The sequence below is a fragment of the Shewanella sp. Actino-trap-3 genome, from assembly GCF_002836275.1.
Lineage (GTDB): Bacteria > Pseudomonadota > Gammaproteobacteria > Enterobacterales > Shewanellaceae > Shewanella > Shewanella psychromarinicola.
Genome location: NZ_PJCE01000001.1, coordinates 3,397,554 through 3,422,682, shown reverse-complemented (window position 1 = coordinate 3,422,682; position 25,129 = coordinate 3,397,554). Strand labels below are relative to the sequence as shown.

The 25,129-nt window shown below is 43.0% G+C and carries 25 protein-coding genes and 1 pseudogene; 9 read left to right on the top strand and 17 right to left on the bottom strand.

The annotated features are described in order from the left end of the window. Positions 1–144 precede the first annotated feature (144 nt). Positions 145–1,200 (top strand): selenide, water dikinase SelD, encoded by a 1,056-nt coding sequence (gene selD / locus CXF80_RS14720; protein ID WP_101033664.1) that lies wholly within the window; start codon positions 145–147, stop codon positions 1,198–1,200. Continuing rightward, complete coding sequence (mnmH, locus tag CXF80_RS14715) at positions 1,200–2,300, top strand: tRNA 2-selenouridine(34) synthase MnmH (protein WP_101033662.1); 1,101 nt, start codon at positions 1,200–1,202, stop codon at positions 2,298–2,300. The genes selD and mnmH overlap by 1 nt, the downstream gene beginning before the upstream one ends. 279 nt (positions 2,301–2,579) lie before the next feature. Here the strand turns inward: mnmH and cysQ are convergent, their stop codons facing one another. Then, complete coding sequence (gene cysQ, locus CXF80_RS14710; protein WP_101033660.1) at positions 2,580–3,389, bottom strand: 3'(2'),5'-bisphosphate nucleotidase CysQ; 810 nt, start codon at positions 3,387–3,389, stop codon at positions 2,580–2,582. Between the two features lie 116 nt (positions 3,390–3,505). Continuing rightward, on the bottom strand, positions 3,506–4,093 hold the full coding sequence (gene nudE / locus CXF80_RS14705) for an ADP compounds hydrolase NudE (protein ID WP_101033658.1): 588 nt from the start codon (positions 4,091–4,093) through the stop codon (positions 3,506–3,508). Between the two features lie 77 nt (positions 4,094–4,170). Between nudE and yrfG the strand changes: the two genes are divergently transcribed. Then, positions 4,171–4,836 carry a GMP/IMP nucleotidase gene (gene yrfG / locus CXF80_RS14700; RefSeq protein WP_101033656.1) on the top strand — a complete coding sequence of 222 codons (666 nt, stop codon included), beginning with the start codon at positions 4,171–4,173 and terminating at the stop codon, positions 4,834–4,836. Between the two features lie 179 nt (positions 4,837–5,015). On the opposite strand, the gene CXF80_RS14695 is transcribed toward yrfG, so the two are convergent. The 12 genes from CXF80_RS14695 to gspC all read right to left on the bottom strand — a co-directional run bounded on the left by CXF80_RS14695 (position 5,016) and on the right by gspC (position 16,530). Further along, complete coding sequence (locus CXF80_RS14695) at positions 5,016–5,777, bottom strand: type II secretion system protein N (protein WP_101033654.1); 762 nt, start codon at positions 5,775–5,777, stop codon at positions 5,016–5,018. A 9-nt stretch (positions 5,778–5,786) separates the two neighbouring features. Continuing rightward, positions 5,787–6,263, bottom strand: coding sequence for a type II secretion system protein M (locus tag CXF80_RS14690; protein ID WP_101033652.1), 477 nt, complete (start codon positions 6,261–6,263; stop codon positions 5,787–5,789). Position 6,264: 1 nt separating this feature from the next. After that, positions 6,265–7,470: a type II secretion system protein GspL gene (gspL, locus tag CXF80_RS14685; RefSeq protein WP_101033650.1), complete on the bottom strand. Its 1,206-nt coding sequence runs from the start codon at positions 7,468–7,470 to the stop codon at positions 6,265–6,267. 50 nt (positions 7,471–7,520) lie between these two features. Then, positions 7,521–8,507 (bottom strand): type II secretion system minor pseudopilin GspK, encoded by a 987-nt coding sequence (gene gspK / locus CXF80_RS14680; protein ID WP_101033648.1) that lies wholly within the window; start codon positions 8,505–8,507, stop codon positions 7,521–7,523. Next, positions 8,507–9,181, bottom strand: coding sequence for a type II secretion system minor pseudopilin GspJ (gene gspJ / locus CXF80_RS14675; protein ID WP_101033646.1), 675 nt, complete (start codon positions 9,179–9,181; stop codon positions 8,507–8,509). The genes gspK and gspJ overlap by 1 nt, the downstream gene beginning before the upstream one ends. Next, a complete protein-coding gene (gene gspI / locus CXF80_RS14670) occupies positions 9,162–9,569 on the bottom strand; it encodes a type II secretion system minor pseudopilin GspI (protein ID WP_232772114.1) in 408 nt (135 codons plus the stop codon). The genes gspJ and gspI overlap by 20 nt, the downstream gene beginning before the upstream one ends. Continuing rightward, positions 9,562–10,134, bottom strand: coding sequence for a type II secretion system minor pseudopilin GspH (gene gspH, locus CXF80_RS14665; protein WP_101033644.1), 573 nt, complete (start codon positions 10,132–10,134; stop codon positions 9,562–9,564). The genes gspI and gspH overlap by 8 nt, the downstream gene beginning before the upstream one ends. A gap of 1 nt (position 10,135) precedes the next feature. Continuing rightward, positions 10,136–10,570: a type II secretion system major pseudopilin GspG gene (gene gspG, locus CXF80_RS14660; RefSeq protein ID WP_101033643.1), complete on the bottom strand. Its 435-nt coding sequence runs from the start codon at positions 10,568–10,570 to the stop codon at positions 10,136–10,138. Positions 10,571–10,670: 100 nt separating this feature from the next. Then, positions 10,671–11,903, bottom strand: coding sequence for a type II secretion system inner membrane protein GspF (gspF, locus tag CXF80_RS14655; RefSeq protein WP_101033641.1), 1,233 nt, complete (start codon positions 11,901–11,903; stop codon positions 10,671–10,673). Positions 11,904–11,906: 3 nt separating this feature from the next. Beyond that, a complete protein-coding gene (gene gspE / locus CXF80_RS14650) occupies positions 11,907–13,451 on the bottom strand; it encodes a type II secretion system ATPase GspE (RefSeq protein ID WP_372491462.1) in 1,545 nt (514 codons plus the stop codon). A gap of 7 nt (positions 13,452–13,458) precedes the next feature. Next, positions 13,459–15,591 (bottom strand): type II secretion system secretin GspD, encoded by a 2,133-nt coding sequence (gene gspD / locus CXF80_RS14645; RefSeq protein ID WP_101033637.1) that lies wholly within the window; start codon positions 15,589–15,591, stop codon positions 13,459–13,461. Positions 15,592–15,615: 24 nt separating this feature from the next. Next, positions 15,616–16,530, bottom strand: coding sequence for a type II secretion system protein GspC (gspC, locus tag CXF80_RS14640; protein WP_101033635.1), 915 nt, complete (start codon positions 16,528–16,530; stop codon positions 15,616–15,618). A gap of 263 nt (positions 16,531–16,793) precedes the next feature. On the opposite strand from gspC, the gene hslR reads away from it, so the two are divergent. The 4 genes from hslR (at position 16,794) to CXF80_RS14620 (ending at position 21,937) form a co-directional block, all read left to right on the top strand. After that, positions 16,794–17,207, top strand: coding sequence for a ribosome-associated heat shock protein Hsp15 (gene hslR, locus CXF80_RS14635; protein ID WP_101033633.1), 414 nt, complete (start codon positions 16,794–16,796; stop codon positions 17,205–17,207). A 10-nt stretch (positions 17,208–17,217) separates the two neighbouring features. Then, the gene (gene hslO, locus CXF80_RS14630; protein ID WP_101033631.1) at positions 17,218–18,078 is read left to right on the top strand and encodes an Hsp33 family molecular chaperone HslO; all 861 of its coding nucleotides are present in this window, start codon (positions 17,218–17,220) and stop codon (positions 18,076–18,078) included. Between the two features lie 252 nt (positions 18,079–18,330). Next, positions 18,331–19,887 carry a phosphoenolpyruvate carboxykinase gene (locus CXF80_RS14625; protein WP_101033629.1) on the top strand — a complete coding sequence of 519 codons (1,557 nt, stop codon included), beginning with the start codon at positions 18,331–18,333 and terminating at the stop codon, positions 19,885–19,887. Between the two features lie 190 nt (positions 19,888–20,077). After that, positions 20,078–21,937 carry a M14 family metallopeptidase gene (locus CXF80_RS14620; protein WP_101034785.1) on the top strand — a complete coding sequence of 620 codons (1,860 nt, stop codon included), beginning with the start codon at positions 20,078–20,080 and terminating at the stop codon, positions 21,935–21,937. An 8-nt stretch (positions 21,938–21,945) separates the two neighbouring features. Here the strand turns inward: CXF80_RS14620 and CXF80_RS14615 are convergent. Then, positions 21,946–22,239 (bottom strand): annotated as a pseudogene (locus CXF80_RS14615) (GIY-YIG nuclease family protein); the annotation flags it as partial. A gap of 155 nt (positions 22,240–22,394) precedes the next feature. On the opposite strand from CXF80_RS14615, the gene moeA reads away from it, so the two are divergent. Further along, complete coding sequence (moeA, locus tag CXF80_RS14610) at positions 22,395–23,648, top strand: molybdopterin molybdotransferase MoeA (RefSeq protein ID WP_101033625.1); 1,254 nt, start codon at positions 22,395–22,397, stop codon at positions 23,646–23,648. Between the two features lie 8 nt (positions 23,649–23,656). Next, positions 23,657–24,427 (top strand): molybdopterin-synthase adenylyltransferase MoeB, encoded by a 771-nt coding sequence (moeB, locus tag CXF80_RS14605; RefSeq protein WP_101033623.1) that lies wholly within the window; start codon positions 23,657–23,659, stop codon positions 24,425–24,427. Positions 24,428–24,518: 91 nt separating this feature from the next. Here moeB and CXF80_RS14600 read toward each other — a convergent pair whose 3' ends face one another. Both CXF80_RS14600 and CXF80_RS14595 read right to left on the bottom strand, forming a co-directional pair. Continuing rightward, positions 24,519–24,650 (bottom strand): DUF2986 domain-containing protein, encoded by a 132-nt coding sequence (locus tag CXF80_RS14600; RefSeq protein ID WP_101033621.1) that lies wholly within the window; start codon positions 24,648–24,650, stop codon positions 24,519–24,521. 188 nt (positions 24,651–24,838) lie between these two features. Beyond that, the gene (locus CXF80_RS14595) at positions 24,839–25,006 is read right to left on the bottom strand and encodes a YqaE/Pmp3 family membrane protein (protein ID WP_101033619.1); all 168 of its coding nucleotides are present in this window, start codon (positions 25,004–25,006) and stop codon (positions 24,839–24,841) included. Positions 25,007–25,129: the final 123 nt, after the last annotated feature.

The window sequence follows — 25,129 nt, the reverse complement described above, 5'->3', positions numbered from 1 at the left end:
GCAACCAAAATAAACTAATGCTCATAATTATCTTTTATTCTCGACTCTCGACACAGTCACGTTAATGACAGAGTAAAATACAAGATATTCTTACTGAGAAACATTATAATTGCTGCTCAATACGCCAGCGATAAATCAACTACCATGCCTGATCAAACAATTAAGCTCACCGAATATAGCCATGGCGCAGGCTGCGGCTGTAAAATTTCCCCAAAAGTATTAAGTACCATTCTTGCGTCACAACTCCCTGTGTTTACTGATCCTAACTTATTAGTCGGTAATCAAACACGTGACGATGCAGCCGTCTATAAGCTGAATGAACAAACTGGCATTATCAGTACCACTGACTTTTTTATGCCCATTGTGGATGACCCATTTACCTTTGGCCGAATTGCAGCAACCAATGCCATTAGCGACATATATGCCATGGGGGGAACGCCTATTATGGCGATTGCTATTTTAGGTTGGCCAATCAATCTATTAGCAGCAGAAATAGCCCAAAAAGTGGTTGATGGTGGACGTCAAGCCTGTGCCGATGCTGGTATTATGCTGGCTGGCGGTCACAGTATTGATGCCCCAGAACCTATTTTTGGTTTAGCCGTGACAGGACAAATCCCGCTCGAGCAAGTAAAGAAAAATAACACCGCTAAAGCTAACGATCGCCTATATATCACCAAACCGATTGGAATTGGCATTCTGACCACTGCGCAGAAACAAAAGAAACTGCGTGATGAAGACAGTCAAATTGCACCTGATGCGATGTGTCAGCTCAACACAATTGGTATTGATATCGCTAAAATTGTTGGCGTTAATGCCTTAACTGACGTCACTGGTTTTGGACTGGCTGGCCACTTAATTGAAGTGTGCCAAGGTGCAAAACTTAAAGCGAATTTAATATTATCCCAAGTTCCTTTGTTACCCAAAGTCAGTGATTACCTCGCTCAAGGTTGTATCCCAGGCGGTACCCATCGTAATTTTGACAGTTATAGCGAGTATTTACCGCCATTAACCGATGAACAGAAAGCCATTATCTGCGATCCACAAACCAGCGGCGGATTGTTAGTTTCTGTGAGTGCAGAGGCTGAACATGAACTGAAAGTATTATTGGAAACCAATGGTATTGCCGCAACTTGTATCGGTACCCTCCATGAATATGAACCTCGCGCTGACGGATACGATATCCTTATGGAATTAAGCTAATGAGTGACGTCATTCCCAGCTCAGAATATGGCAGACTATTATTAGAAAATCGTCCGTTAATAGATGTCAGAGCACCCATTGAATTTTCCAAAGGTGCCTTTAGTCACTCGATTAATTTACCGTTAATGCAAGATAGTGAACGCCAAAAAGTAGGAACATGTTATAAACAAAATGGCCAAGATGCTGCCATAGCGTTAGGTCATAGGTTAGTAAATGGTCCCGTTAAGCAACAACGTATAGATGCTTGGCTCGCTCAGTTGTCACAACATCCTGATAGTTATTTATATTGTTTTCGTGGTGGTTTACGTTCAACGTTATCACAGCAATGGATTAAAGAATCTGGCATGAATATCCCATATATTGAAGGGGGTTATAAAGCCATGCGTAATTTTTTAATCAATACTATCGAGCAAGCACCCAATCAATCTAAAGTGCTCATTTTAAGTGGCATAACAGGCAGTGGTAAAACGGAAGTTATCAACCAACGTGATGAGTCCGTCGATCTTGAAGGCATTGCCAATCATCGGGGATCAAGCTTTGGCAAAAATATCGATCCACAACCCAGTCAAATTAACTTCGAAAATAACTTAGGTGTGGCATTACTGAAGCATCAACAACAGCAACATAGCCATTTACTGTTAGAAGATGAAAGTATGCTTATAGGCCGGTCAGCCCTGCCTCATCATTTTTACAACGCCATGCAACAAGCGGATATTATCGTTCTCGATGAACCATTAGATGCGCGTTTACCGCGTTTATTGAATGATTATGTTGAACAAAAACTCGCTGATTATGTGTCTCACTTTGGTGAGCATGATGGTTTTGATGCATTTAGAGCTTATTTGACTCAAAGTTTATTGGGGATCCGTAAACGCTTAGGCGGTAAACAACATCAGCAATTACAGGACTTGGTTGACGATGCACTTAAGGTACAACAAAGCCAAAATGATACCAGTAAACATCTAGACTGGATAAACCTGTTACTCGATATTTACTATGACCCGATGTACCAATACCAACTTGAAAAGAAAAATGACAGGGTTGTCTTCCAAGGGAGTAGGCAAGCGATACACCAATGGCTAGATACTCACAAGTCATAAGTCATTTCAAAATAAAGCCCTCTAGATGAGGGCTTTTTTGGGATATCATGGTCTTCGGCATTAAAATTAACCCTTACCTGCCAGAGTAGCCCAAGCAATATCTATGCTGGCAATAAAGCAACTCGCCATTGGTTAGCTAATGCTATCAAGTAAAGCGCCATCCTAGTTTCAGGTAGACATATTAGCTAATCTCAACCCATAAAATGAGTCAAAATCAGCCGTCGACTAAAAAACAGACAAACAGAACCATTAATTCAAAACAAGTAAAATAACTATTAATCAATTTGTTAGCAACATATCCCACGGGAGATTGGTACTGCCGACCACAATGAAATTAGGATTTTCGAGCGTTTCACGCTCATTGTAGGTCATAGGCTGCAAATTAATATCAATCAGTGCCCCACCCGCTTCTTCAATAATGATCTGCGCCGCGCCCGTATCCCACTCACCAGTTGGCCCTAAGCGGACATAGCAATCTGCACGCCCTTCGGCCACTAAACAACTTTTTAATGCAGCGCCTCCCATCACCACTAACTCACAATGATTGGGTTTATTAAGCAGCTTTAATACCGATTGCGGGTCTTGACGACGACTGACCGCTAAACGCAAATGCTCTGGTTCATCACCGGTTAATTGTTTACTGGTAATGCGTAGCTCATTCTTACCATCACGCTTATAAGCTCCTAACCCCGCGATCGCGTAGTAACACACTTTCGTCATCGGCACATAAACCACACCCATGATAGGACGATTATGTTCAACCAAGGCAATAATGACTGAAAAATCACCACTGCCCGCAATAAACTCACCAGTACCATCTAATGGATCGACTAACCAATAGCGTTTCCATGTTTCACGCACACTTAATGGAATATCCGCCGCTTCCTCACTTAAAATAGGAATATCAGGCGTTAGCTCAGCTAACTGACGGCAAATAATGTCGTGCGCAGCTAAATCGGCAGACGTCACCGGGGTATTGTCTGCCTTCATTTCGCGTTTAAAGTTACCTTTAAGGTAAATGTCACGAATTGTTTGCCCAGCTTCCGTTGCAATGTCTATGACTTGCTCAATTACATCTTCTGGCTTCATTACTACTCCAATTGCTGGATTCGAGAAAGATGACCTGACAAGGACACCAATAATCAAGGCTATCGCCTATTCTATGTTGCTGTTCTATGGCTAACACAATACGCCGAGTAATTTATCTATTCTACATCGTTTAGCTCACGTTTAAGACTATCCGTTGATGTACTCAGATATTGCTGAGTTAAAAAAAGCGCACTCACACTGCGAGACTCAGAAAAGTCGACATTATCGAGTAATAACTGCCAATCAGATAATGGCCAAGGGATCACGTCGATCGGCTCTGGCTCATCACCTTCCAAACGACTGGGATACAGTTTTTCGGCCACAAAAATATGCATTTTGCTGGAAAAGTAACCAGGCGCAAGTGATAGCTCTTTTAAATGAGTCAATTGATAACTACCAAAACCAATTTCTTCTTGGAGCTCTCTATTGGCTGCTTCAATCGCTGTTTCACCAGGATCAATCAATCCTTTAGGAAAACCCAGCTCGTAATTATCGGTGCCAGCGGCATATTCACTGGCTAATAACAAATTACCTTGATGAATAGGCACCATCATCACAGCCCCCCTGCTACCGCCTTTCATTCTTTCATATTGACGTTCTACGCCATTAGAAAACTTAAGGTGTACCTGCTCGATTTGAAACAGTCGGCTTTTAGCAACAATTTCGGTATGCAGGATCTCCGGCTTTTTATGCCGCTGTGTCATTGAAGCCCCATGTGACGAATTAATATAGACAAGGTACAATCTTACTATTCTAGGTATATTCTACAACCGGAATTTACATGTTTCCTTGGTATAAAATAGATACAGTCCTACTCGACATGGATGGCACCTTGCTTGATCTTCATTTTGATAACCACTTTTGGTTGCATATAGTGCCTGAACAATTAAGCATACAGAGGCAAATAAGCTTGGATGAAGCCAATAAATTAGCTAAACAAGCTTGCTATGATGTGGTCGGCACCTTAGATTGGTATTGTCTTGATTACTGGCAACGCCATTTAAAACTCGATATTTTGGCATTACACCATGCATCGGCGGACAGAATTAAGCTTCGCCAAGACAGCATGCCTTTTTTACAGGCATTAGCTGGGGCAAATAAGCAACGCATCTTGTTTACTAATGCTCACCCACAAAGTTTAGCCCTTAAGTTAACCCATACCAACTTAGCCGATGGTTTAGACGACATGCTATCGAGCCATGAAAGCGGCTATCCCAAAGAGCATCCACAATTTTGGCAATATGCATTTAATAAATTTAAGGTAGATCCGTCGAGGTGTTTATTTATTGATGACAGCGAAGTCATTTTAGCGGCATCAAAAAAAGCGGGGGTAGGTTATCAACTCGGAATAAAGAATCCAGATAGCCAAAAACCTCAGCTTGAATTTGCCAATTTCCCAGCGATTACCGATTACCACCTACTATTACAGACACTTCAAGCCATTTAGCAATATTGTCGCCATAGGAACAACGAAGGGATTGAAGTTAAGTTGAATGACCGCCGAGTAGCGATTGATTTTTAAGCGTGGCCATTATAGTTAAGCTAGCATTGCTGAATCAAATGTGAATGATATAAAAACGCCTTGATATTGGTATCAAGGCGTTTTTATTAATCTCTTTATAGGTATTACAAACCAGGCACAACACCTTGATAGTTAATAGGATAATACCCTTGAGTATCTTGTCGACCTAAAAATGGTAACGCCTCACGTAAATCCTTAGGTTGAGCATCTGTCGGTTTAATTTTAGCACTGACCTTAACCAAGTTTGATTCGCCTAAAATAGCTGTCCCCGTTAAGCCCAATACGTTTTGCGTTTCATCAGTGGCCAGTTGTAATTGCCCGTCAAGACAACTCAATCCCAATGTGATATTGCCCAAAGGGTATACCCCAAATTGATTTTTGACATTAGTGTGATTTACAAATAATTTACCGTGTAATTGTTCGCACCATGGTTTACCTTGCTTTAAGACTTCAACCATTATGCTCACATCACCGTCAATTTGGGTTTTAAAAGGTAAGCGAGCACCCGCTAGTATAAAGCTATCTTGTAGATCAAGACGAATATTTTTCGCGCTCATCCCAGATAATGACCAGCTAAGACTGCCTTTACCGCTGACTGGCGTGGCACGATTACCGACATTAAAATCGATATTGGCTTGACCAACAAATAATCCCCACGGACTTAACGTCCATCTAACCCGTTCTATCTGTCGTTGATCAATCGTGATTAAGGCCGCTTTCCCTTGCCAAAGTGTACCTTCTGCACCACTTATCACCATATTATTTGGCAATGGGGCAATACTGACTAACCAATTTGCAGGTAAATATACCAATAAAAACATCATATAGATAATGACGCCAATGACTATTTTTGAAAATAAACTCACAAAAAACCCTTACTGTGAAAGCTGAATACGTCTTACTTTTACAAAGCCAGCAACGTCTGATTCCGTTAAATCAACACTGTCCAGTGTTAATCCTTTCTGCGTCACTAAGTCATGTAAATAACCCAGGAGTGCGTCGAATGGCACATCATCCATCCAGAGTTGGATCTTATCGCCTTGCGGCTGCATACGGGTGATTTCTAATTGATATTGTCCCGCGGTTTGGTTGACGATGGAGCTTAAACTTCCAGGTACTTTCGCTTGCGCACCAGCTTGTTTTAGACCCGTTATTTTATTCGCGCTTTGTTTAACATAATTTAACGTTTTCTGTGCGGCGATGTTATCGCGCTCGGCGGCTTCTTGAGCATTAGATATAGGTGCCCAAATACCCCAATAAACAATACCAATGACAAGTACCACGGCACAAAAACCAACCAGCTGTTGCTCTCTAATAGCTAAACTTTGCCACCAAATACGCATATTTTCCATGTTATTTAATCCTTAACGTCAGCGTACTGGTGACGCTGTCTTCGCTACTGTTCATGGCACCACCATCTAGTTGGTAGTCTTTGGCGACAAACGCTTTAAACTCTTCAATTTGGCCATAGGTTTTTGCCGTCACTTGCATGCGTAATTCATTACGATTGGCTTCAAAACGCAATGTATTGGGTTTTAACTCTGGCACCTTGCTAAATGCAGGTTTAAGGTTGTCTAACATTTCAAAAAATACTGCACCACCACCTTGACCTTGCATACTGCGTAACTGACTGTCCATTTGTGAGCGCATATTGACAATGCGATTAACCGCGGGCAACGACAGCTTAAAAATGACTTCACTTTGGGCTTGTAATTCTGCAGTGCGGTTGTTGAGTTGATGTATTGCCAAACCTTTATTGACTAACGCTAATACTATGGCAAGCATGATCACTATCGCAGCATTTTTCCAAATGAATAACTGTTTGCTGTATTCACTCTTGGGCTTATATACACCGCTTAATAAATTAATCGGCGCATTTAAAATGCCCTTTGCTAATACCATCATAGGTAAATCTAACGGCTTAGATTCAACTTGTACCCCAGAAAAATCGATATCGTCGCTATAACTGGCCATGCTAATAGGGTCATCATTGGTCTGCACCACTTGAGACAATAGCCGTGGTAATGCAATTGCAGACCATGCTTTAGGTAAACTGACACCGCCCCCTTCCGAGGTTCTGATTAAATATTCGCTGCCGACACTCATTGCTGCCCAGCGACATTGATCTAACGGTAATGCCAAACAATCTGGCACAATTCGTTTCACTTTCAAGCCTGCGTGATGCAGCCATTCAAGCCATAGTTGCATTTGCTCATGCGCTACAGCAGCCACATTAAGTTGCTCACCTTCGCGAGGACCAACCACAAAATGCATATTGTCTACATTCGTCGCTAATGATTCTTCCAGCATGTATGGCAACGCCTTTAATGCTTGGCGTTGGCCTTTTTCTGGTAACATAATTTGTGTCAATGTCATATTGGCCGCAGGCACAAGTACATCAACAGGACGATTACCCGCACGCTCAGCTAAACTGCTGAGGCTAGCGGCATCAGCTAACTCACCAGAAGCGATAATTTCTTGCGCTTGTTCAGACCATACCAGCCATGAACATGGGTGTTCTGATGTTTTTCCTAACCGGATAAATAGCCGTTCAGACACTGTTATTCTCCACCGATCTCAATACGCATTGTTACGCAATGAATTTGTTATTATTGTTGGCCACCATACTGACGGGTGAGCACATCTAAATTGTTACCATTACGCTTAAGTACGCTTTCCATTCGAAATAATGCGTTATCTACTTTAGCACCAGATTTCAATAAAAAGTACTGACTATCAACGACAAAACTCGACTTTGCATTCGCTTCGGAATTGATGCCACTCAGTGACGAACTTTCCCAAAACTCTTCAATTTTTTCATACCCATCCGCGGGACGATTATTGATAATGTTTTCAGCTTCACTCACTGAAATTTTATTTTCAAGCATCCCAGCAAGTAAAGCGGCCTGCTCAACCTTAATGGTATTCACATTCAATAACTGGCTATCTTCACCGGGTATTGCACACACATAAGGTGAAAGATTCAGATAAACATCTTGGCTAAACCCTAATACTGCGCGTAACTCACTGCGATGCTGCATCAAGGTATTGGCGGCACGATATGGCACATTACGTGACTCATATTCAGCATCTTCAGCCCCATATGGTGCAGATAACGTGTCTTGGTCGATATAATCTTTAAGGGTATAAGTGAGTTTCTCTGCACCAAAATCACCTACCCCTAAACTGATCAGTAGCGCTTGGAACTGCCTTGCTGCTACCGTCATTTTGGGCTGACCATTATCGGTCTGCGTTGAAGCTTGCCCAACGGCATTAACATTAAAGCAAGCCCGCATATCTTGTACTTCACCAACAATTTCACCATATTCGGCCGGAAAAGCGACATTGGCTAAGGCCCAGTACTGTTGTAAATGTACCGTCCCTTCTGAGTCTTCAAAATCTTGCTTGAGCACTTTCATCGCCAATTCTTCAGCAGAAAGAGCATACCAGTAAGCCTGGTCATATTGGGCTAAATTAAGCGTTCGGCGCATTGAAAGCTGATTACGGCTGCTAATATTGGTAGCAATAATCACTACCATAGCGACAATCAACATCACCACAATTAACGCAACACCTCGTTGCTTTTGGCCGCCCATTATACTGACCCGCCGTTGTTGTTATTGCCTTGCTTATCATCGTCCGCTGTAGACTTGGTCGCTGGAGCACCTTTAGGTAATAAAAATCGACGTTGGATTTTACCCAAACCCTCTAACTCTATTTCCATCGCGATCCCTTTTGGCATCACAGTTCCATCAACATTCTTCTGCCATTTATCATCCATATAAAACGAATATTCAATCGATAAGACATGGTCAATCACGACACTTTTTAATGGTTCGGCTCCTGATATTGGCTCTGGATAAGGATAATACCAGCGTTCTAATCGGCCATTTTGGACCACATAGGCCACCGACTGCAAACTGCCTCTGGGTAACATACCATCAGGGTTTAACCAACCTAAACGGTAAAACATCAATGCTTCGGTCTCTGAGTCGAGAATATTGCCACCCACTTGAAAAAATTGACTGCCGCGGCCGTCAATTAACCTAGGAGTACGCGCGACCATTTGGCCCAAATCGCGTTCTAACGCACCAAAACCCTGTTGTAATGACTTAAGCCGATCAGCGAACTCTTTGGTGACTTCATCATTTTTCATCACCGTCGATAATATTGAGTTTGCCGCAATACCCAACATGGCAAAAATCGCAATCGCGATAAGCATTTCGAGTAAGGTAAAACCGCTTAAATGCTTAACCTTTGTTATGCACATAACTATTTACCTGAGCAGCCACACGGTTAAATTTATCATCGTCACTGACGCTAATACGGATCATCCTAAATTTATCATCTGTCGTCTTAATCACTTCTTGGCGCCAATACCATTCACGGCCTGCGAGTTCTGACTGACCTGTTTTTTGGCCTATATCAGGAAAGGTACCAGGCAATCGCACGTCGACCATTTGGTTACTGGCCACCCATTGCGCTAAAGTTCGTTCTTCTAAAATGGGCATATTAGCCATGATCTCACTCAAGCTTTTGGTCACCGATACCGCAGCAATTGAAAATACCGCTAAAGCAACTATCACCTCAAGTAAGGTCATGCCACGGCTTTTACCGCGCATGTGAATAGGGTGTCGATTGAAGGCTACTTTATTCATCTACACGCCCTAATGTTAAGCGGCCTAACGCGTCACCAACAACCAGTACATTGACCGGCTGACTGTCGTCATTTATCATATTAAAACCCAGCTCAAATGGTGTCATCTCACCGCTGGGAAACAATAATATTTGCGGTTCAGGGTGTTTCTTTTTTTCTTCTTCGCTCTTTTCGTCGATAAAAGGCTCATCAAACCAAGACTCATTTTGCTCGTCTTCTTGAACTAATGGCATACCATCGATCACAATATCTAAGGTAATACCGGCATCCATTTTTTCGGCCGATAATAGCCGATCTTGCTCAACAGGCATCCATTTACCTTCTTGATAAAACACAAACTCATATTGATCTTCGTCAATCACAATACCAATAAACTGGCCGCTTAATACACTTTCATCAAGCACCATCTCAGTCGCGGCGATAAAACGTCGCGCTGGTTTTTTGAGCATCTGTTCCGGCCCAGCAACATTCATAGATAAGGTTACCGCTGAGGCCACCAACCCCATGAGCAATGCCACGATCAACACCTCAAGTAAGGTGAAGCCGGCTTGACGATGTTGAATCATTTTATTGAAAATCTTGTAAATTCCAGCTTCCGATATCATCTTCAGAACCTGGTTGTCCGTCTGGGCCTGCACTGAAAATATCAATTTTCCCATATTCACCAGGGCTTAAGAGTAAATAGTCACTGCGCCATGGGTCTTGAGGTAGACGCTTAACATAACCACCTTCACGGAAATTACGCGGCTCTGGTGACGAGTTAGGCTTTTGCACTAACGCATCAAGACCTTGTTCCGTCGTTGGATAAATACTGTTATCTAACTTATACATGTCCAATGCATTTTCTAGCGCAACAATATCTGATATGGCTTTTTGTTGGTCGGCTTTGTCTTTATTACCCATGAGGTTGGGCACAACCATTGACGCTAAAATACCTAAAATAACAATTACTACCATTACTTCGAGTAAGGTGAAACCTCGTTGCATATTATTATGTTGCATTGCTTACTTCCTCTAAAAATTGTCTCTATATTCAAGCGTAAAAATCAGCTCTTACGCTTGGTTACATGTTTAGTCTACCAAGATATACACAGTCTAAAACCTAGCCGGTAACCAAGTTATTTAACTCTAAAATAGGCTGTAAAATTGCCATTACAATAAATAATACAACCGATGCCATACTGACGACTAGCATGGGCTCGAAAACCCCCAAAGCTATATTCACGTTCGACTCAAAATCTCGGTCTTGGTTATCTGCGGCGCGTTCAAGCATATTCTCTAATTGACCGCTTTTTTCTCCAGATGCAATCATATACAACATCATTGCAGGGAATAACTTAGTATTAGTCAACGCATTGCCCAAACTAGTTCCTTCTCTGACTCGGGCCGTTGCATCATCGACAGCGGCACGCACTTTGACATTCTGTAACACTTCACTGGCGATACGCATTCCATCAAGTAACGGTACCGAACTCGCTGACAAAATACTTAATGTGCGCGCGAATCTGGCGGTATTTAATCCTTTACTGACTTTACCAATCACTGGCATTTGCAAAAGTGCAGTGTCAAATTTCATCCGCATTACCGGATTGGTCAGCATACGCTGAAAAACAATCATGCAACCAAAGATGAGCAGTACAACCAACACCCCCCAATGTTGCACAAAATCAGATGCAAGAATTAAAAACTGGGTCGTTCCAGGTAATTCTTGCCCCATGTGCTCAAACTGTCCAACCACCTTCGGCACCACAGCAGCAAGTAACACGGCGATAACACCAATAGCGACCACGGTTAATACGATAGGATAAATCATTGCCTGAGTTAGCTTTGTTTTGAGTTGTTGACGACGCTCGGTGTAATCAGCTAATCGGTTAAGCACCACTTCTAAATGGCCTGATTTCTCACCCGAGGCCACCATCGCACGGAATAAATCATCAAACACGTGCGGAAACTCGGCCATTGAGTCCGCTAAACTGTAACCTTCAACCACCCGAGAACGCACAGCCATAATCATGCTGCCTAAACGATCTTTTTCTGATTGTTGTCCCACCGCTTTTAGCGCTTCTTCAATCGGTAAACCCGCAGCCACCAGTGTCGCGATTTGGCGAGTGATCAACGCAAGTTCGGCAACTGAAATCCGTCTCTTAAACAAATTCGCTAGGTTAAAGCCACCACGCTGTGAGCGGGCTTCTTTCTCATTGACCGGCTGGAGTTCCAGTGGCATAAGGTGCTGCTCACGCAGCTGGCCTCTAGCATGGCGTGCGGTATCAGCTTCGATCACACCTTTTTGCTGTTTGCCTTTACTATCGAGGGCTTTGTATTCAAACGCCGCCATTGATTACTCCTCGCGTGTAACGCGTAATACTTCTTCTAGCGTCGTCACACCGGCGAGTACTTTACTCATGCCGTCATGACGAATACTTGGAATCGATTTTCGCACGTGTTTTTCAATGGCTAACTCACCCCTGCCGCCATGAATTAATTCACGGACATTATCATCAACAATGAGCAATTCATGAATACCAGTTCGACCGCGATAACCATTTTGACTACAAGCTTTGCAGCCTTTAGCGCGATAAATGACCCGAGTGTCGTTTGCGGTAATACCCAGTAATTCACGTTCACGCTCATCGGGCTCGTGCGCTTCTTTACAAATGGGGCATAATGTCCGGATTAGTCGCTGAGCGAGCACGCCAAGTAAACTTGATGAGACTAAAAAGGGCTCTACCCCCATGTCTTGCAAACGGGTAATCGCCCCTGATGCCGTATTCGTGTGTAAGGTTGAAATAACCAAGTGGCCGGTTAATGAAGCTTGCACTGAAATCTGCGCAGTTTCTAAATCGCGGATCTCACCAATCATCACTACGTCGGGGTCCTGACGTAAAATCGCGCGCAACCCACGAGCAAAGGTCATATCAACCTTAGTGTTAACCTGAGTTTGACCAATGCCTTCTAACTCATATTCAATCGGATCTTCAACCGTTAAAATATTAGTGTCTTTAGAATTGATTTCCGTTAACCCAGCATACAAGGTGGTACTTTTACCTGACCCTGTTGGGCCTGTCACTAGAATGATCCCGTGTGGCTTACGAATTAACTCATCGAATTTTTCGCGAATGCCGAGCGTCATTCCCAGTTGTTCTAAGTCTAAGTTACCGGTATTTTTATCCAGCAAACGCATTACCACGCGTTCACCATGACTTGATGGCATGGTCGATACCCGCACATCAACAGCACGACCGGCAATACGTAACGAAATACGACCATCTTGAGGCAGGCGTTTTTCGGCGATATCTAAACGTGCCATCACTTTAATGCGCGACACCAACAAGGACGATAATTTACGATTCGGCTTTAACACTTCTTTTAATACGCCATCAATACGGAAACGAACAATTAATTGTTTCTCATAAGTTTCGACGTGAATATCTGATGCTTCTTCTTTAATCGCTTCCGACAATAATGCATTAATTAATTTAATAATCGGCGCGTCGTCATCACCTTCGAGCAAGTCTTCAGTTTGTGGCAGTTCTTCAGCCAGAGTAAACAAGTCCATTTCGTTACCAATATCTTCCATTAGCTGTTGGGCTTCTGAAGAATTAGATTGATACGCTTGAGTGAGTTTAGCCTCAAAATGAGTCACCTCTAGCTTGACTAAAGGTAACTCGACATCGGCATAGCGCCGCACTTCTAACATGGCACTGAGTGGTGTGTTATCGGTATAGAAAAGACAAAGTTGCTCATTCTCTTTCGCTAACACCAATTGAAAACGGTGTGAAAAGGCGAACGGCAAACGCTCTTTGCTATTGGAGTGAAAAACCCCGTCACCTTCGACAACTTCCATGGCGACGTCACTTGATACTTGAGCTAATGGCTCGGTCATCACGCTATCAGTCATTATTTTGAGCCTTGTCCTTTTGCATGCTTTCATCAATTGAACGCAATGCTGGATCGGTTTCACGCATTTTTGTTCCTAAACCTTGGCCGCTTTTATAACGCTCTAGCACGTCATTAACGTCATCAGGTAAGTATGCCTCTTGATCCCATTCTTCCAGTACAGGAACATCAGTATTTGGCATTAGATTAATACCACGAGCTTGTTGTTCAAGCTGTAATGCTCTGAAGTAATTGTATTTACGACCTGCAATACCTTCCATTGTAATGCCGTCACGGATTATGGTGGGTTTAATGAAAATCATTAGATTTTTCTTGATCTTTTTACTCGATGAAGACCTGAATAAATGACCTAGAAAAGGAATATCACCAAGAAAAGGTACTTTTTGAACACTTTCTTGTACTTCTTCGTTAATTAATCCACCTAAAACCACAATTTGCCCAGAATCAGCCATAACAGTGGTCGTTAAACGACGCGTAGAGAAGCTGATATCCACACCGGTATTACCATTCACACCCGAGACTTCTTGCTCTATGGTTAATTTAACCGATGAGCCTTCGTTAATCTGCGGCACAACCTTTAACTTAACACCGACTTCTTTACGCTCAACGGTTTGGAAAGGATTGTCATTATTTGAACTTGAGGTTGAGCCAGTAAGGATCGGCACTTCATCACCGACAATAAAAGAGGCTTCTTGGTTGTCTAATGTGGTGATAGATGGGGTTGCTAATACGTTTGAATTGGTATCGCTTGAAACAGCTTGGATAAGTGCAGCAAAGTTACCTGTGGTCAAGCCCCACGCCATACCATTCACTTTCCCCAGAGCTTGGGCAATCAAGGTGTAGTCGCCATCTGAAGTTGGATTAGTTGTTGTTGTTGGATTACCATTACCGTCAATGGTCGTCACGCTAGTACCATCTTCTTCACGAGCAGCCCAGACTCCTGCACCGACTTCTCCAATGGTTGCACCAATGTTGTTAAACTGAGTTAAGCCACCAGCTTCGCTGCCCCATTGCACCCCAAACCCCACGTTATCGCCTTGAGCGATTTCAACAATAATGGCTTCAACGAGTACTTGAGGACGGCGAATGTCGAGCTGATTAATGACGCTTTCAATCGTCCGCAGTTGATCAGGTTCGGCGCTAATAACCAGCGCGTTGGTATCACTGTGAGCCATAATGTTAATATCACTACGACGTTTACTTGAATTGCCTTGTTGGCTGCCAGCCCCGTCTTTATTATCTTGTAAATTTTGTGCAAACCCAGTTAATACTTCAACTAAGTCTTCCGCCTTGGCGTAATGCAAATAACGGACTTTGGTATTTCCGGTAGTCGCTTGATCTGCATCTAGACGTCTAATTAACTCGATCACACGTTGACGGCTTTTTTCATCGCCACTGACAATAACGGCATTCATGCGCTCGTCAGCAACCACTTTAGGTGCTTGACCAGGCAGTTGTGATTGGTTAGCACTAGTGCGATATAGGGTGTCTATAATGCGGACAATCTCCCCCGCAGAGGCATAGTCTAATGCCACCACTTGCACGTCAGTATCACCTTGTTTATCCACTCGGCGGACGATTTCTACCAGCTTATTCACTACCGCTGCACGGCCAGAAATCATTAATACATTCGATTGGTCATAATTAACAACATTACCACCACCAGCATTATCATTTAACTGCCGCAATAACGGTGCAAGCTGCTTAGCTTCAGAATTGTATAAAGGAACAATACGGGTGACCATTTCATCACCAACGCCAGGCGCATTGTCATCGGCGACACGGATAGAGGCCATTTTGGCATCTTTATCTTTAATCACTTTAATGATGTGGTTGTCCATTTCAACCACTGCATAGCCATACACTTGAAGGACGTTAAGGAAGAATTGATAATATTGATCATCATTCAACAAGTCGTAACTGCGGACATTAATTTTGCCACGTACCGTTGGATCTACAATTATCGTTTTATTGAGGTTTTTACCAACAATATTAATAAACTCTTGAATATCAGTGCCTTTAAAATTGGCGGCATATTGTTCCGACCAAGCACTCGGTGCCGCTATCATCGCAGCGCCCACCAGCATTCCAGCAATAATCTTATGTCGGATCCCTTTTTTATTCATTTTATTCAATCCTCTAACGCCAAATTATTCTGGCAAACTAAACATGATTTCGACCAACTGCCCTTCACGCTCAACCATGACAGCCATTTCGGTGAGCTCAGGCAGTTGTGCCATCACTTCTAATGCCTGACCCATATCGGTCAGATCAAATCCATTTATTGATTTGGCTAAATCATTAGCCTGAAAACCCGCTTGCTTAAACAACGCAACATCTTTACCAGGATTTAAACGGTAACCAGCTAATTCATCACCATTACGTACAGGTGAGATAGCTAAAAAATCAGTTATTTTACTGGGGTCGGCTAATAACTCTTCACGAGAATTAGACAGTTCTTCAGAAAAACGTTGATTATCGCGACGATCAACTCGGGTCACTTGTTGATCGACTTTCGCTTGTTGTAAATGAGTATTTGCGTCACTTTGCGCGGAATATTTAAGGCCATCAAGCATCAAGGTTTCATAACGACCGCCGTTACTAATAATGATGCGATCAGCATAAACCTCTTTTAAAGCAGCTGAAGTTCCTTTAATTTTATCGCCTAAGCTATAGGTTTCTTGCTGCCCGCTTGACTCAATAACGGCTAACCCCTGATCTTCCGCAGTCGACGCAACAACCCCCCTCAACTGAATTGACAAGTTTGTTTTAGGCGCATCAGTGATTTGTTCAACGACTTCAGCTTTGGGTTTATTGCTATTGTTGTCTAAGCGGCCAAAAAGAAATAGGTTACGTACACCAGCAAGCTCAATACGCTTAGCAGTGCCTGCTGAAATGGGGGATGGTTGCCACATCGCAGATTGCGATGATGCTGGCATCAACTTCCATGTGATCTGTGCAGCTAAAAGCAACACTGTGATCATTCCAAGCCAAAATACAATAATACTCAATGGCTTATGTGGTATTTTTGCGGCGTTAGCGATCAGTTTATCTAATACATCCATATGCTATTGGACTCTCTATACATGTTGGTACAGGTCTTTGTTCTAGTTGTTAATAATATGCGTTAAATAGATGTTTAGCCGTTATGCTAACTCACACAGGATAAAGCAACAACCCTAGCGCATATCGATTGGCGGATCACCATCAAATATGCTAACTTTGCGCCCATAAAAAGGCCATAATATTGTCCCTATTACGATAATATACACATTGTATGGCAATTAGGTTACTCAGTCTGTGAAATCATCCCAGTTTTGGAGGTCATTTGACTAAAACTCAGCCCGAAAGAAGCTTTATCCGGCTCGATAAATGGCTATGGACAGCACGATTTTATAAAACCCGCGCCATCGCCAAAGACATGATCAATGGCGGTAAAGTACATTACAACGGCCAACGGACTAAATCCAGTAAGAATGCTGAAGTCGGTGCAAAAATCCGCCTTCGTCAAGGTCATGATGATCGAGAGATTATTGTGCTCCAATTATCTGGACATAGACAAAGCGCGAGTGTGGCGCAAACGCTATACGAAGAAACACCTGAAAGCATTAGCAAACGTATTATCAATGCAGAAGCTCGACGGCTCAATAATTTAAATAATCCGGCCCCAGATCATAAGCCGGATAAAAAACAACGACGACAGATTATGCGCTTTAAAGAGTACTCGGCGCCCAAAGAGTAAGAGAATACAGATGAACAATGATATTTTACAGCGCTACATTTTTGATAATGCCGATGTGCGAGGCGAGATAGTCCAATTAGAACGCTGCTACCAAGAAGTGCTTTCTGCACATAGCTATCCGGTCGCATTACAGTGTCTAATCGGTGAATTAATGGCCGCGACATCGTTACTCACGGCAACCATCAAGTTTACCGGTGACATTAGCGTACAATTACAGGGCGATGGCCCAGTCTCTTTGGCGGTAATTAATGGTAATAATAAGCAAGTCTTACGTGGTGTAGCACGTTGGAACGGCGATATTGCTACAGATGCAAGTTTGCAACAAATGTTTGGTAAAGGCTATATGGTCATTACCCTAACACCTGATGACGGTGAGCGTTATCAAGGTATTGTGTCGCTAGATCATGTCAACCTAGCAGCATGCTTAGAAGAATACTTTAACCAATCAGAACAATTACCCACTCAAATTCAGTTATTTGCTAACGGTAAACAAGCCGCAGGTATGCTTCTGCAAGTGTTGCCAACAAAGTCGGAGCAAAATGATGACTTTGAACATATATCAACATTGACGTCTACCATCAAAGCAGAAGAGTTATTCACTCTTGATGCAGAAGAAGTATTACATCGCTTGTATCATCAAGAAGAAGTGCGCTTATTTGATCCTGTTGATGTGACGTTTAAATGTAGCTGTTCTTATGAACGCAGTGGCGCGGCCATTAAAACCTTGCCGCAAGCTGAAGTTGAAGCGATTTTGGCCGAGGAAGGCAAAATTGATATGGATTGTGAGTACTGCACAGCAAAATACTCTTTTGATGCCATCGATATAGCGGCATTATATTCCGGTAGCCACAGCAGCCAATCAAAACAGTAACCAATGACGTAATAGATACGTAACAAATTACAAAAAAAGCGCACTTTGCGCTTTTTTTATCCCTAAAACACCGATAAAAATGCCTGTAACCAAAAAACCATCAAAAAAATAACCAAACTGTTCGTTACCAGAGCGTTAACTTGCGTTACAATCTCCTACATTAGTTTATAGCCATTGCGCAAGCAAAATATCAAACTAAGTTTCAACACCTAACCCCAATAGCGATTCATTGCGAAACACGACCTAAAAGACATGGAGATCAACACTATGGCGGATGTATCAAACCGCGTTCACCTCAATCCTACGACAGCACAGCTTGTAGAAATCGCGCTTCTTCGTGGAGAGGGTCAACTCACCGCAAATGGTGCCTTAGTGGCCAAAACAGGGGAAAGAACAGGTCGTTCACCCAATGACCGATTTATCGTCAAAGAGGCAAACACCGAAGCTGATATTGAATGGGGCAAAGTAAACCGTCCATTTGATGCCAGTAAATTTGATGCATTATGGGGTCGTGTAGAAGCTTACCTTGCAGACAAAGAGTTATTTATGTCTGAACTCGAAGTGGGCGCTGATGACGAGCATTATATTCCAGTACATGTAACCACTGAGTATGCGTGGCATCAACTCTTTGCGCGTAATTTATTTATCACTCCAACAACATTTAATCGTGGCAACAAAGATGTCTGGCAAATTATCAATGCGCCTGGATTTGTTTGCGAACCAGAACGCGATGGTACCCATTCTGAAGCGGCCGTTATTCTTAACTTTGCCGAACGAAAAGTACTTCTTGTGGGCTTGAAGTACGCTGGTGAAATGAAAAAGTCGATGTTCTCGGTACAGAACTTCTTATTACCAGCAAAAGGTGTGTTACCAATGCATTGTTCGGCTAACGTCGGCCACGATGGTGATACTACTTTGTTTTTCGGTTTATCTGGTACCGGTAAAACCACTCTTTCTGCCGATCCAAAACGGTTTTTAATTGGTGATGACGAGCACGGCTGGGCACCCGGTGGCGTATTTAATATCGAAGGCGGCTGCTATGCAAAATGTATCGACTTAAGCCAAAAAAATGAACCTGTTATTTGGGACGCTATCCGTTTTGGTACTGTATTAGAAAACGTCGTACTTGATGAACAACGAGTGCCTGACTATAAAGATACCAGCCTGACTGAAAACAGTCGTGCGGCCTACCCTTTAGAACATATAGCTCAGCGTAAAGAAAGTAATCGCGGCGCAGAACCTCATGCGGTCGTCTTTTTAACCTGTGATGTATCGGGCGTATTACCGCCAGTATCGGTGTTAAGTAAAGAGCAAGCGGCGTATCACTTCTTGTCTGGTTATACCGCGAAAGTAGGCTCAACCGAAATGGGTTCTACTGCTGCAATCCAGTCAACCTTCTCGACGTGTTTTGGTGCACCATTCTTCCCACGCCCTGCAGGCGTATATGCCGAGTTATTAATGGCACGCATTGAGTCGTTTGGCAGCCAAGTTTACCTGGTCAACACTGGCTGGACCGGTGGTCCACATGGTGTAGGTAAGCGTTTTGATATTCCAACAACGCGAGCCATTGTTGATGCCATTGTTAGCGGTGAGCTCAAAGATGTTGAAACGCTTTATATTGATAAGCTCAATCTACATGTACCGGTTAGTGTTTCAGGCGTCACCACCGCATTGTTGAACCCTGTTAACACATGGGCAGACAAAGCTGAGTACAACAAATATGCTCAGCAACTCGCGCAAGAGTTCAGTGATAATTTTGCAAAATATCACGTGTCTGATGCCATTAAAAATGCCGGCCCTAACGTATAAGCAATACATCGACTCTTCGCCGTCCACTTAATGTAATATGACGCCTAAAATCCCGACTCCGGTTGGGATTTTTTATCGCTATAAATTCAGTTCACTTATCACCATAAAAGCCTCTGAAACTGATGATGTGCAATGCTATGATGTCGTTAACGTAATAGTTTCAACACCATCATTACTCACAGGGGTATTCATGCGCCGTATTTTTCTTACCAGTTTACTGGTCAGTTTATTATTCATCAGTTCCACATCCGCTCATGCTAACGATACTGCCCAGTCGACGCCCCTGGTACCGACAGAGAAAATGGCGCATTTAGAAAACAACAGCATACTGCCTCCAATGCGTCCTTGGTCAGGCGCGAGTGAGTCGTTACTGTTAAGCGCAAATCAGCCTTGGGTAACCCCCTTTGAGCAGCAAGGCTATATTTCTAGCCCAAACTATCACGACACCATGGAATGGTTAGATAAACTCGTCGACAGCAGTGACATGTTGCAAAAAGTCAGTATTGGTAAAAGCCCCCAAGGACGAGATATATGGATGATTGTTGCATCGCAAGACGGGGGATCAACGGCAACAGCATTAATCGATAATGGTAAAGCAACCGTCTTAGTGCAAGCGGGGATTCACTCGGGAGAGATTGACGGTAAAGATGCTGGCATGATGCTACTGCGTGATATCAGCCATGGCAATAAACGCGGATTACTTAAAAACGTCAATTTACTGTTTATTCCCATTTTTAGTGTCGATGCTCACGAGCGCAGCAGTCAATTTAGCCGGGTTAATCAGCGTGGACCGGTGAATATGGGGTGGCGCACCACGGCTAAGAATCTTAATTTAAACCGCGACTATGCCAAAGCAGATGCGCTAGAAATGCAGCACCTTATCCGTGCCATTACTATTTGGCAGCCAGATTTATACATTGATATCCATGTGACCGATGGCATTGACTACCAATATGATGTCACCTTTGGCTACAACGTTGAGCAGGGACATAGCCCAAGCATTTTTGCATGGCTTGAGTCCATTTACCGTCCTGCCGTTGAACAAGCCTTAACCGAACAAGGTCATATTCCGGGGTCATTGGTGTTTGCCAACGATAACACCGACATGAGCAAAGGTCTGTCATTGTGGAATCCTAGCCCGCGATTTTCTAATGGCTATGGTGATGCGCGCCATTTACCAACTATTTTAATTGAAAACCATAGCCTTAAACCCTATAAGCAACGAGTCCTTGGCACCTATGTCATGCTTGAACAAACACTTAAAACGGTGGCGAAAAATAGCACTAAACTAAAAACTGCCATCAATAAAGACAAATATCGAAACCCAAGCAAGCTAACCATCAGTTGGCAAAAAGAAACCTTGGCACAAGGTAGAGACTTTAAAGGTATGGATTACCGTATCGAGCAAAGCCCGATCAGTGGCGATAAGGTCGTTCGTTGGACTGAAGAACCTAAGCTATACAGTAACCTACCTGTTATTGCGAACACCCAGCCAGTGATCACTGTCACTCGTCCTGTGGCTTATTACATTCCGCCACAGTGGGCTGAGGTTATTAATCGTTTATCTTTACATGGCATCAGAATGACACGACTGAATAAACCAACATCGATTACTGCGCAGCAATATCAATTCAGCAAGCCAATATTCTCAAGTGCTGATTATGAAGGCCATCAAACCGTGTCAGCGCAAACAACCCTCCACAAAATTACCACCCATCTTCCTGCTGGGAGTGTGCGTATCCCAACCGACCAGCCTTTAGGTGATTTAGCCATGCTATTACTTGAACCTCAAGCTGAGGACTCTTTGTTTTACTGGGGATTTTTTAATACCATTTTTACCCGTACAGAATACATTGAAGACTATGCAGTTGAGCCTTTAGCGGCAAAAATGCTTAGCGACAATCCAGCACTAAAAGCCGAATTTGATCAAGCATTACAGGACCCAGATTTTGCTCAAGATAGCAAAGCGAGGTTACGCTGGTTTTATGAACGCAGCCCTTACTACGATAAGGAATACATGAAGTACCCAGTGTTACGAGCCTCTAAATAATATCGCTATCACTCTACAGGTGCGTTGGTGCTTGTAGGGTGACGGCTTAGCTTATACTGTTCAATCAATGATAATTTTTGCGAACGCGAATATTTCTTGATGACAATTTCACGTTTTGAAGCCTCACTTCGGTCAGTCAATTGCTCTTGGTAAGCCAAGGTTAACGGCCCTTTACCTTTTAGGTATTTAGCCGCTTTAGGGCCGCTTGCTTGATGCTCGGCAAGGCGACGCGCAATATCCGTGGTAATGCCAGTGTACAAATGTGAATTGGCACAGCGAATAATGTATAAATACCAAGCCGTATTGGCGTTATTTTGCGACATAAAATTTAAAACCTTAAGTGTGATCATAAAACTCTTGTGTCATCATGGCATACTAAACACCATTAAAAAGCCAACACCTATTTCAGCCCATAACGCTGCTCATGGTATTTTAGCTATTCATTAAGGAAATGCTGATGTCCAATAATCAAGACCCTTGCGCTCAACCAGCATTGCTTCATCCCGATCAAGCGATTGAGCAACTTTTAGCTCAAGTTGAAGCAACCCAAGATACCGAGCTCGTTTCATTAACCCAAGCAATCGACAGAGTACTTGGCGAAGATCTCGCCTCAAGTATTGATTTACCTCCATTTGATAACTCAGCAATGGACGGTTACGCATTTCGGTTTGCTGACTTAACCCCATCACAGGATAAAACAACCCTCACCCTAGTGGGTAGTTCTTTTGCGGGTCACCCCTTCAACGGCCAAGTGCCACCCAATAGCTGTATTCGTATTATGACTGGTGCACCTGTGCCTGTGGGTTTTGATAGCGTGCAAATGCAAGAAAAAGCCCAAGCAGACCAAAACCAAATTACCATTGAGCATCCGCATCGATTAGGCGCAAATGTGCGCTGTCGCGGTGAAGAACTGCTTGCCGGTACCAAAGTCTTACACCGTGGTGTCATTATCCGTGCTGCAGAAATGGGTGTACTCGCCACCATCGGTATTAGCCACGTTAGAGTGACACGTAAATTGAAAGTCGCTTTCTTTTCCACTGGTGATGAATTACGCCCAGTGGGAAGTGAACTGGCACCAGGACAAATTTATGACTCTAACCGCTATTCAATCCAAGGTTTATTAAGTAAAAGCCATGTTGAATGGATTGATTTAGGCGTCATAGCCGACAATAAAGAAGCTATTCGTGGCGCATTTAGAGAAGCAGCAAGCCAAGCTGATATGGTGTTAACATCAGGCGGAGTCTCGGTTGGTGAAGCCGATTTTATTAAGCAAATTTTATCAGAAGAAGGTCACATCACCTTTTGGAAACTGGCTATTAAGCCAGGAAAGCCGTTTGCATTTGGTAAAGTAGGTAATGCTGTTTTTTGCGGTTTACCCGGTAATCCAGTCTCATCGATGGTGACGTTTTATAAATTGGTGTTGCCTATTTTACATAAAATGCAGGGACTAAAACCGGTTACGCCTTTATTTTGCCAAGCACGGTTACTGACTGACATACGCAAACATCCTGGCAGAGTCGAATACCAACGCGCCATACTCAGTCGTAATGAGTTGGGTGAGCTTGAGGTAGCCATTACCGGCGGCCAAGGCTCTGGCATGCTCACGTCAATGAGTTTAGCGAATTGCTTTGTGATATTAGATCAAGACCAAGGTAACACCGCCCAAGGAACCCAAGTTACCATAGAACCATTTAATCATGTGTTGTGTTAGGAATAAATATGGACTCACTTGATCAAGAGATACTCACCGACACGGAAATGCTGCGTTATAGCCGTCAGATCTCCATTAAAGCTATCGATATTGATGGCCAAGAAAAGTTGAAACTTGCTAAGGTATTGATTATTGGTGCTGGCGGTTTAGGCTGTGCAGCAAGCCAATATCTTGCCGTGGCTGGGGTGGGTGAAATCACCTTAGTTGATTTTGATACGGTAGAGCTTTCTAATTTACAGCGTCAAGTATTACACCATGATACCAATATTGGGCAGCCAAAAGTTGAATCGGCTAAACAGGCGTTAATGCAACTAAATCCGCTAATTAAGATTAATACGATTAATGCCCTGTTAGATGATGATGAGATTAACGCGCAAGTAAGTCAGCATAGCTTAATTCTTGATTGCACCGACAATATGTTAGTACGAGAACAGCTTAATAAAAGCTGTTTTGAGCACCAGGTGCCTTTAGTGTCGGCCGCAGCGATTCGGATGGAAGGCACTGTAACGGTATTTGACTATCAACAACACAGTCCTTGTTATCAATGTTTTAGTGCCTTATTTGGCGAGCAACAGTTAACTTGTGTCGAAGCGGGTATTCTTGCACCTGTGGTCGGTATGATTGGTTGTATCCAAGCAACAGAAGCCATTAAAGTAATCACAGGTATCGGACTGCCTTTAACGGGGAAGTTGTTAATGATTGATGCGATGACCATGGAGTTTAGGCAGATGCGCTTGCCTAAACAACCCCACTGTAACGTCTGTGGTGTGAACGTCTAAAGTGATACTAGACTCAGACGTTGGTAATAGCACAGACGTGAGTATTCTCTCAGTCAGCGCTATCAACAAAATCTGTTAATGGCGCTGCAACTCATTCAACCTGCGTAAGCCTTTCGCGGTCAGCTTTAGCAACATAAGAGGGTTTATTGGTTGCATGGAGCTTCGCATTGGCTTTTTTTGCTTTGGCTTTCAGGGTTTGATTGATTTTCTTTTTACGGTTCATATGGGTCTCTTGATAGCATTTGTTGACGGTGTTTTTTTATATAATCTACGGTTTATACAATCTGAGTTTGATACAAAAAAATCATTATACAAAACAACCTGTCTACAAGACAATGATCGCCTCAAACCTGCCCAACCTCTAATGATTGCAACACATCAAAAACCAAATTGCATCGCTCAGAACCACGATTATTCTTGTAGTACCACCCACAGTGCATGGATAAGCCCAGGTACAAAAAAGAAAAGGCATAATAGGATATTAATTAATAAGTCCTTACCCATACCATTTTTGAGCAGTACCGCTACTGGTGGGAGCAAAATCGCAAGGATGACCAGTAATAATTTATTAGAATCCATGTTAGTTACCTTATTTAAGTTGATTAATTTAGCGACAAAAATTATAAAAATAGTATACGATACAACTTGTTAACTGGAATCATTATTCTATTTTTGTGCACTTATTTTGTTATTGCATCATGA

Bases quoted from the DNA above. Each gene is read 5' to 3' on its own strand.
- selD (WP_101033664.1), top strand. From the start codon at position 145: ATGCCTGATCAAACAATTAAGCTCACCGAATATAGCCATGGCGCAGGC.
- mnmH (WP_101033662.1), top strand. From the start codon at position 1,200: ATGAGTGACGTCATTCCCAGCTCAGAATATGGCAGACTATTATTAGAA.
- cysQ (WP_101033660.1), bottom strand. From the start codon at position 3,389: ATGAAGCCAGAAGATGTAATTGAGCAAGTCATAGACATTGCAACGGAA.
- nudE (WP_101033658.1), bottom strand. From the start codon at position 4,093: ATGACACAGCGGCATAAAAAGCCGGAGATCCTGCATACCGAAATTGTT.
- yrfG (WP_101033656.1), top strand. From the start codon at position 4,171: ATGTTTCCTTGGTATAAAATAGATACAGTCCTACTCGACATGGATGGC.
- CXF80_RS14690 (WP_101033652.1), bottom strand. From the start codon at position 6,263: ATGGAAAATATGCGTATTTGGTGGCAAAGTTTAGCTATTAGAGAGCAA.
- gspK (WP_101033648.1), bottom strand. From the start codon at position 8,507: ATGGGCGGCCAAAAGCAACGAGGTGTTGCGTTAATTGTGGTGATGTTG.
- gspJ (WP_101033646.1), bottom strand. From the start codon at position 9,181: ATGTGCATAACAAAGGTTAAGCATTTAAGCGGTTTTACCTTACTCGAA.
- gspI (WP_232772114.1), bottom strand. From the start codon at position 9,569: ATGAATAAAGTAGCCTTCAATCGACACCCTATTCACATGCGCGGTAAA.
- gspH (WP_101033644.1), bottom strand. From the start codon at position 10,134: ATGATTCAACATCGTCAAGCCGGCTTCACCTTACTTGAGGTGTTGATC.
- gspG (WP_101033643.1), bottom strand. From the start codon at position 10,570: ATGCAACATAATAATATGCAACGAGGTTTCACCTTACTCGAAGTAATG.
- gspF (WP_101033641.1), bottom strand. From the start codon at position 11,903: ATGGCGGCGTTTGAATACAAAGCCCTCGATAGTAAAGGCAAACAGCAA.
- gspE (WP_372491462.1), bottom strand. From the start codon at position 13,451: ATGACCGAGCCATTAGCTCAAGTATCAAGTGACGTCGCCATGGAAGTT.
- gspD (WP_101033637.1), bottom strand. From the start codon at position 15,591: ATGAATAAAAAAGGGATCCGACATAAGATTATTGCTGGAATGCTGGTG.
- gspC (WP_101033635.1), bottom strand. From the start codon at position 16,530: ATGGATGTATTAGATAAACTGATCGCTAACGCCGCAAAAATACCACAT.
- hslO (WP_101033631.1), top strand. From the start codon at position 17,218: ATGAACAATGATATTTTACAGCGCTACATTTTTGATAATGCCGATGTG.
- CXF80_RS14625 (WP_101033629.1), top strand. From the start codon at position 18,331: ATGGAGATCAACACTATGGCGGATGTATCAAACCGCGTTCACCTCAAT.
- CXF80_RS14620 (WP_101034785.1), top strand. From the start codon at position 20,078: ATGCGCCGTATTTTTCTTACCAGTTTACTGGTCAGTTTATTATTCATC.
- moeA (WP_101033625.1), top strand. From the start codon at position 22,395: ATGTCCAATAATCAAGACCCTTGCGCTCAACCAGCATTGCTTCATCCC.
- moeB (WP_101033623.1), top strand. From the start codon at position 23,657: ATGGACTCACTTGATCAAGAGATACTCACCGACACGGAAATGCTGCGT.
- CXF80_RS14600 (WP_101033621.1), bottom strand. From the start codon at position 24,650: ATGAACCGTAAAAAGAAAATCAATCAAACCCTGAAAGCCAAAGCAAAA.
- CXF80_RS14595 (WP_101033619.1), bottom strand. From the start codon at position 25,006: ATGGATTCTAATAAATTATTACTGGTCATCCTTGCGATTTTGCTCCCA.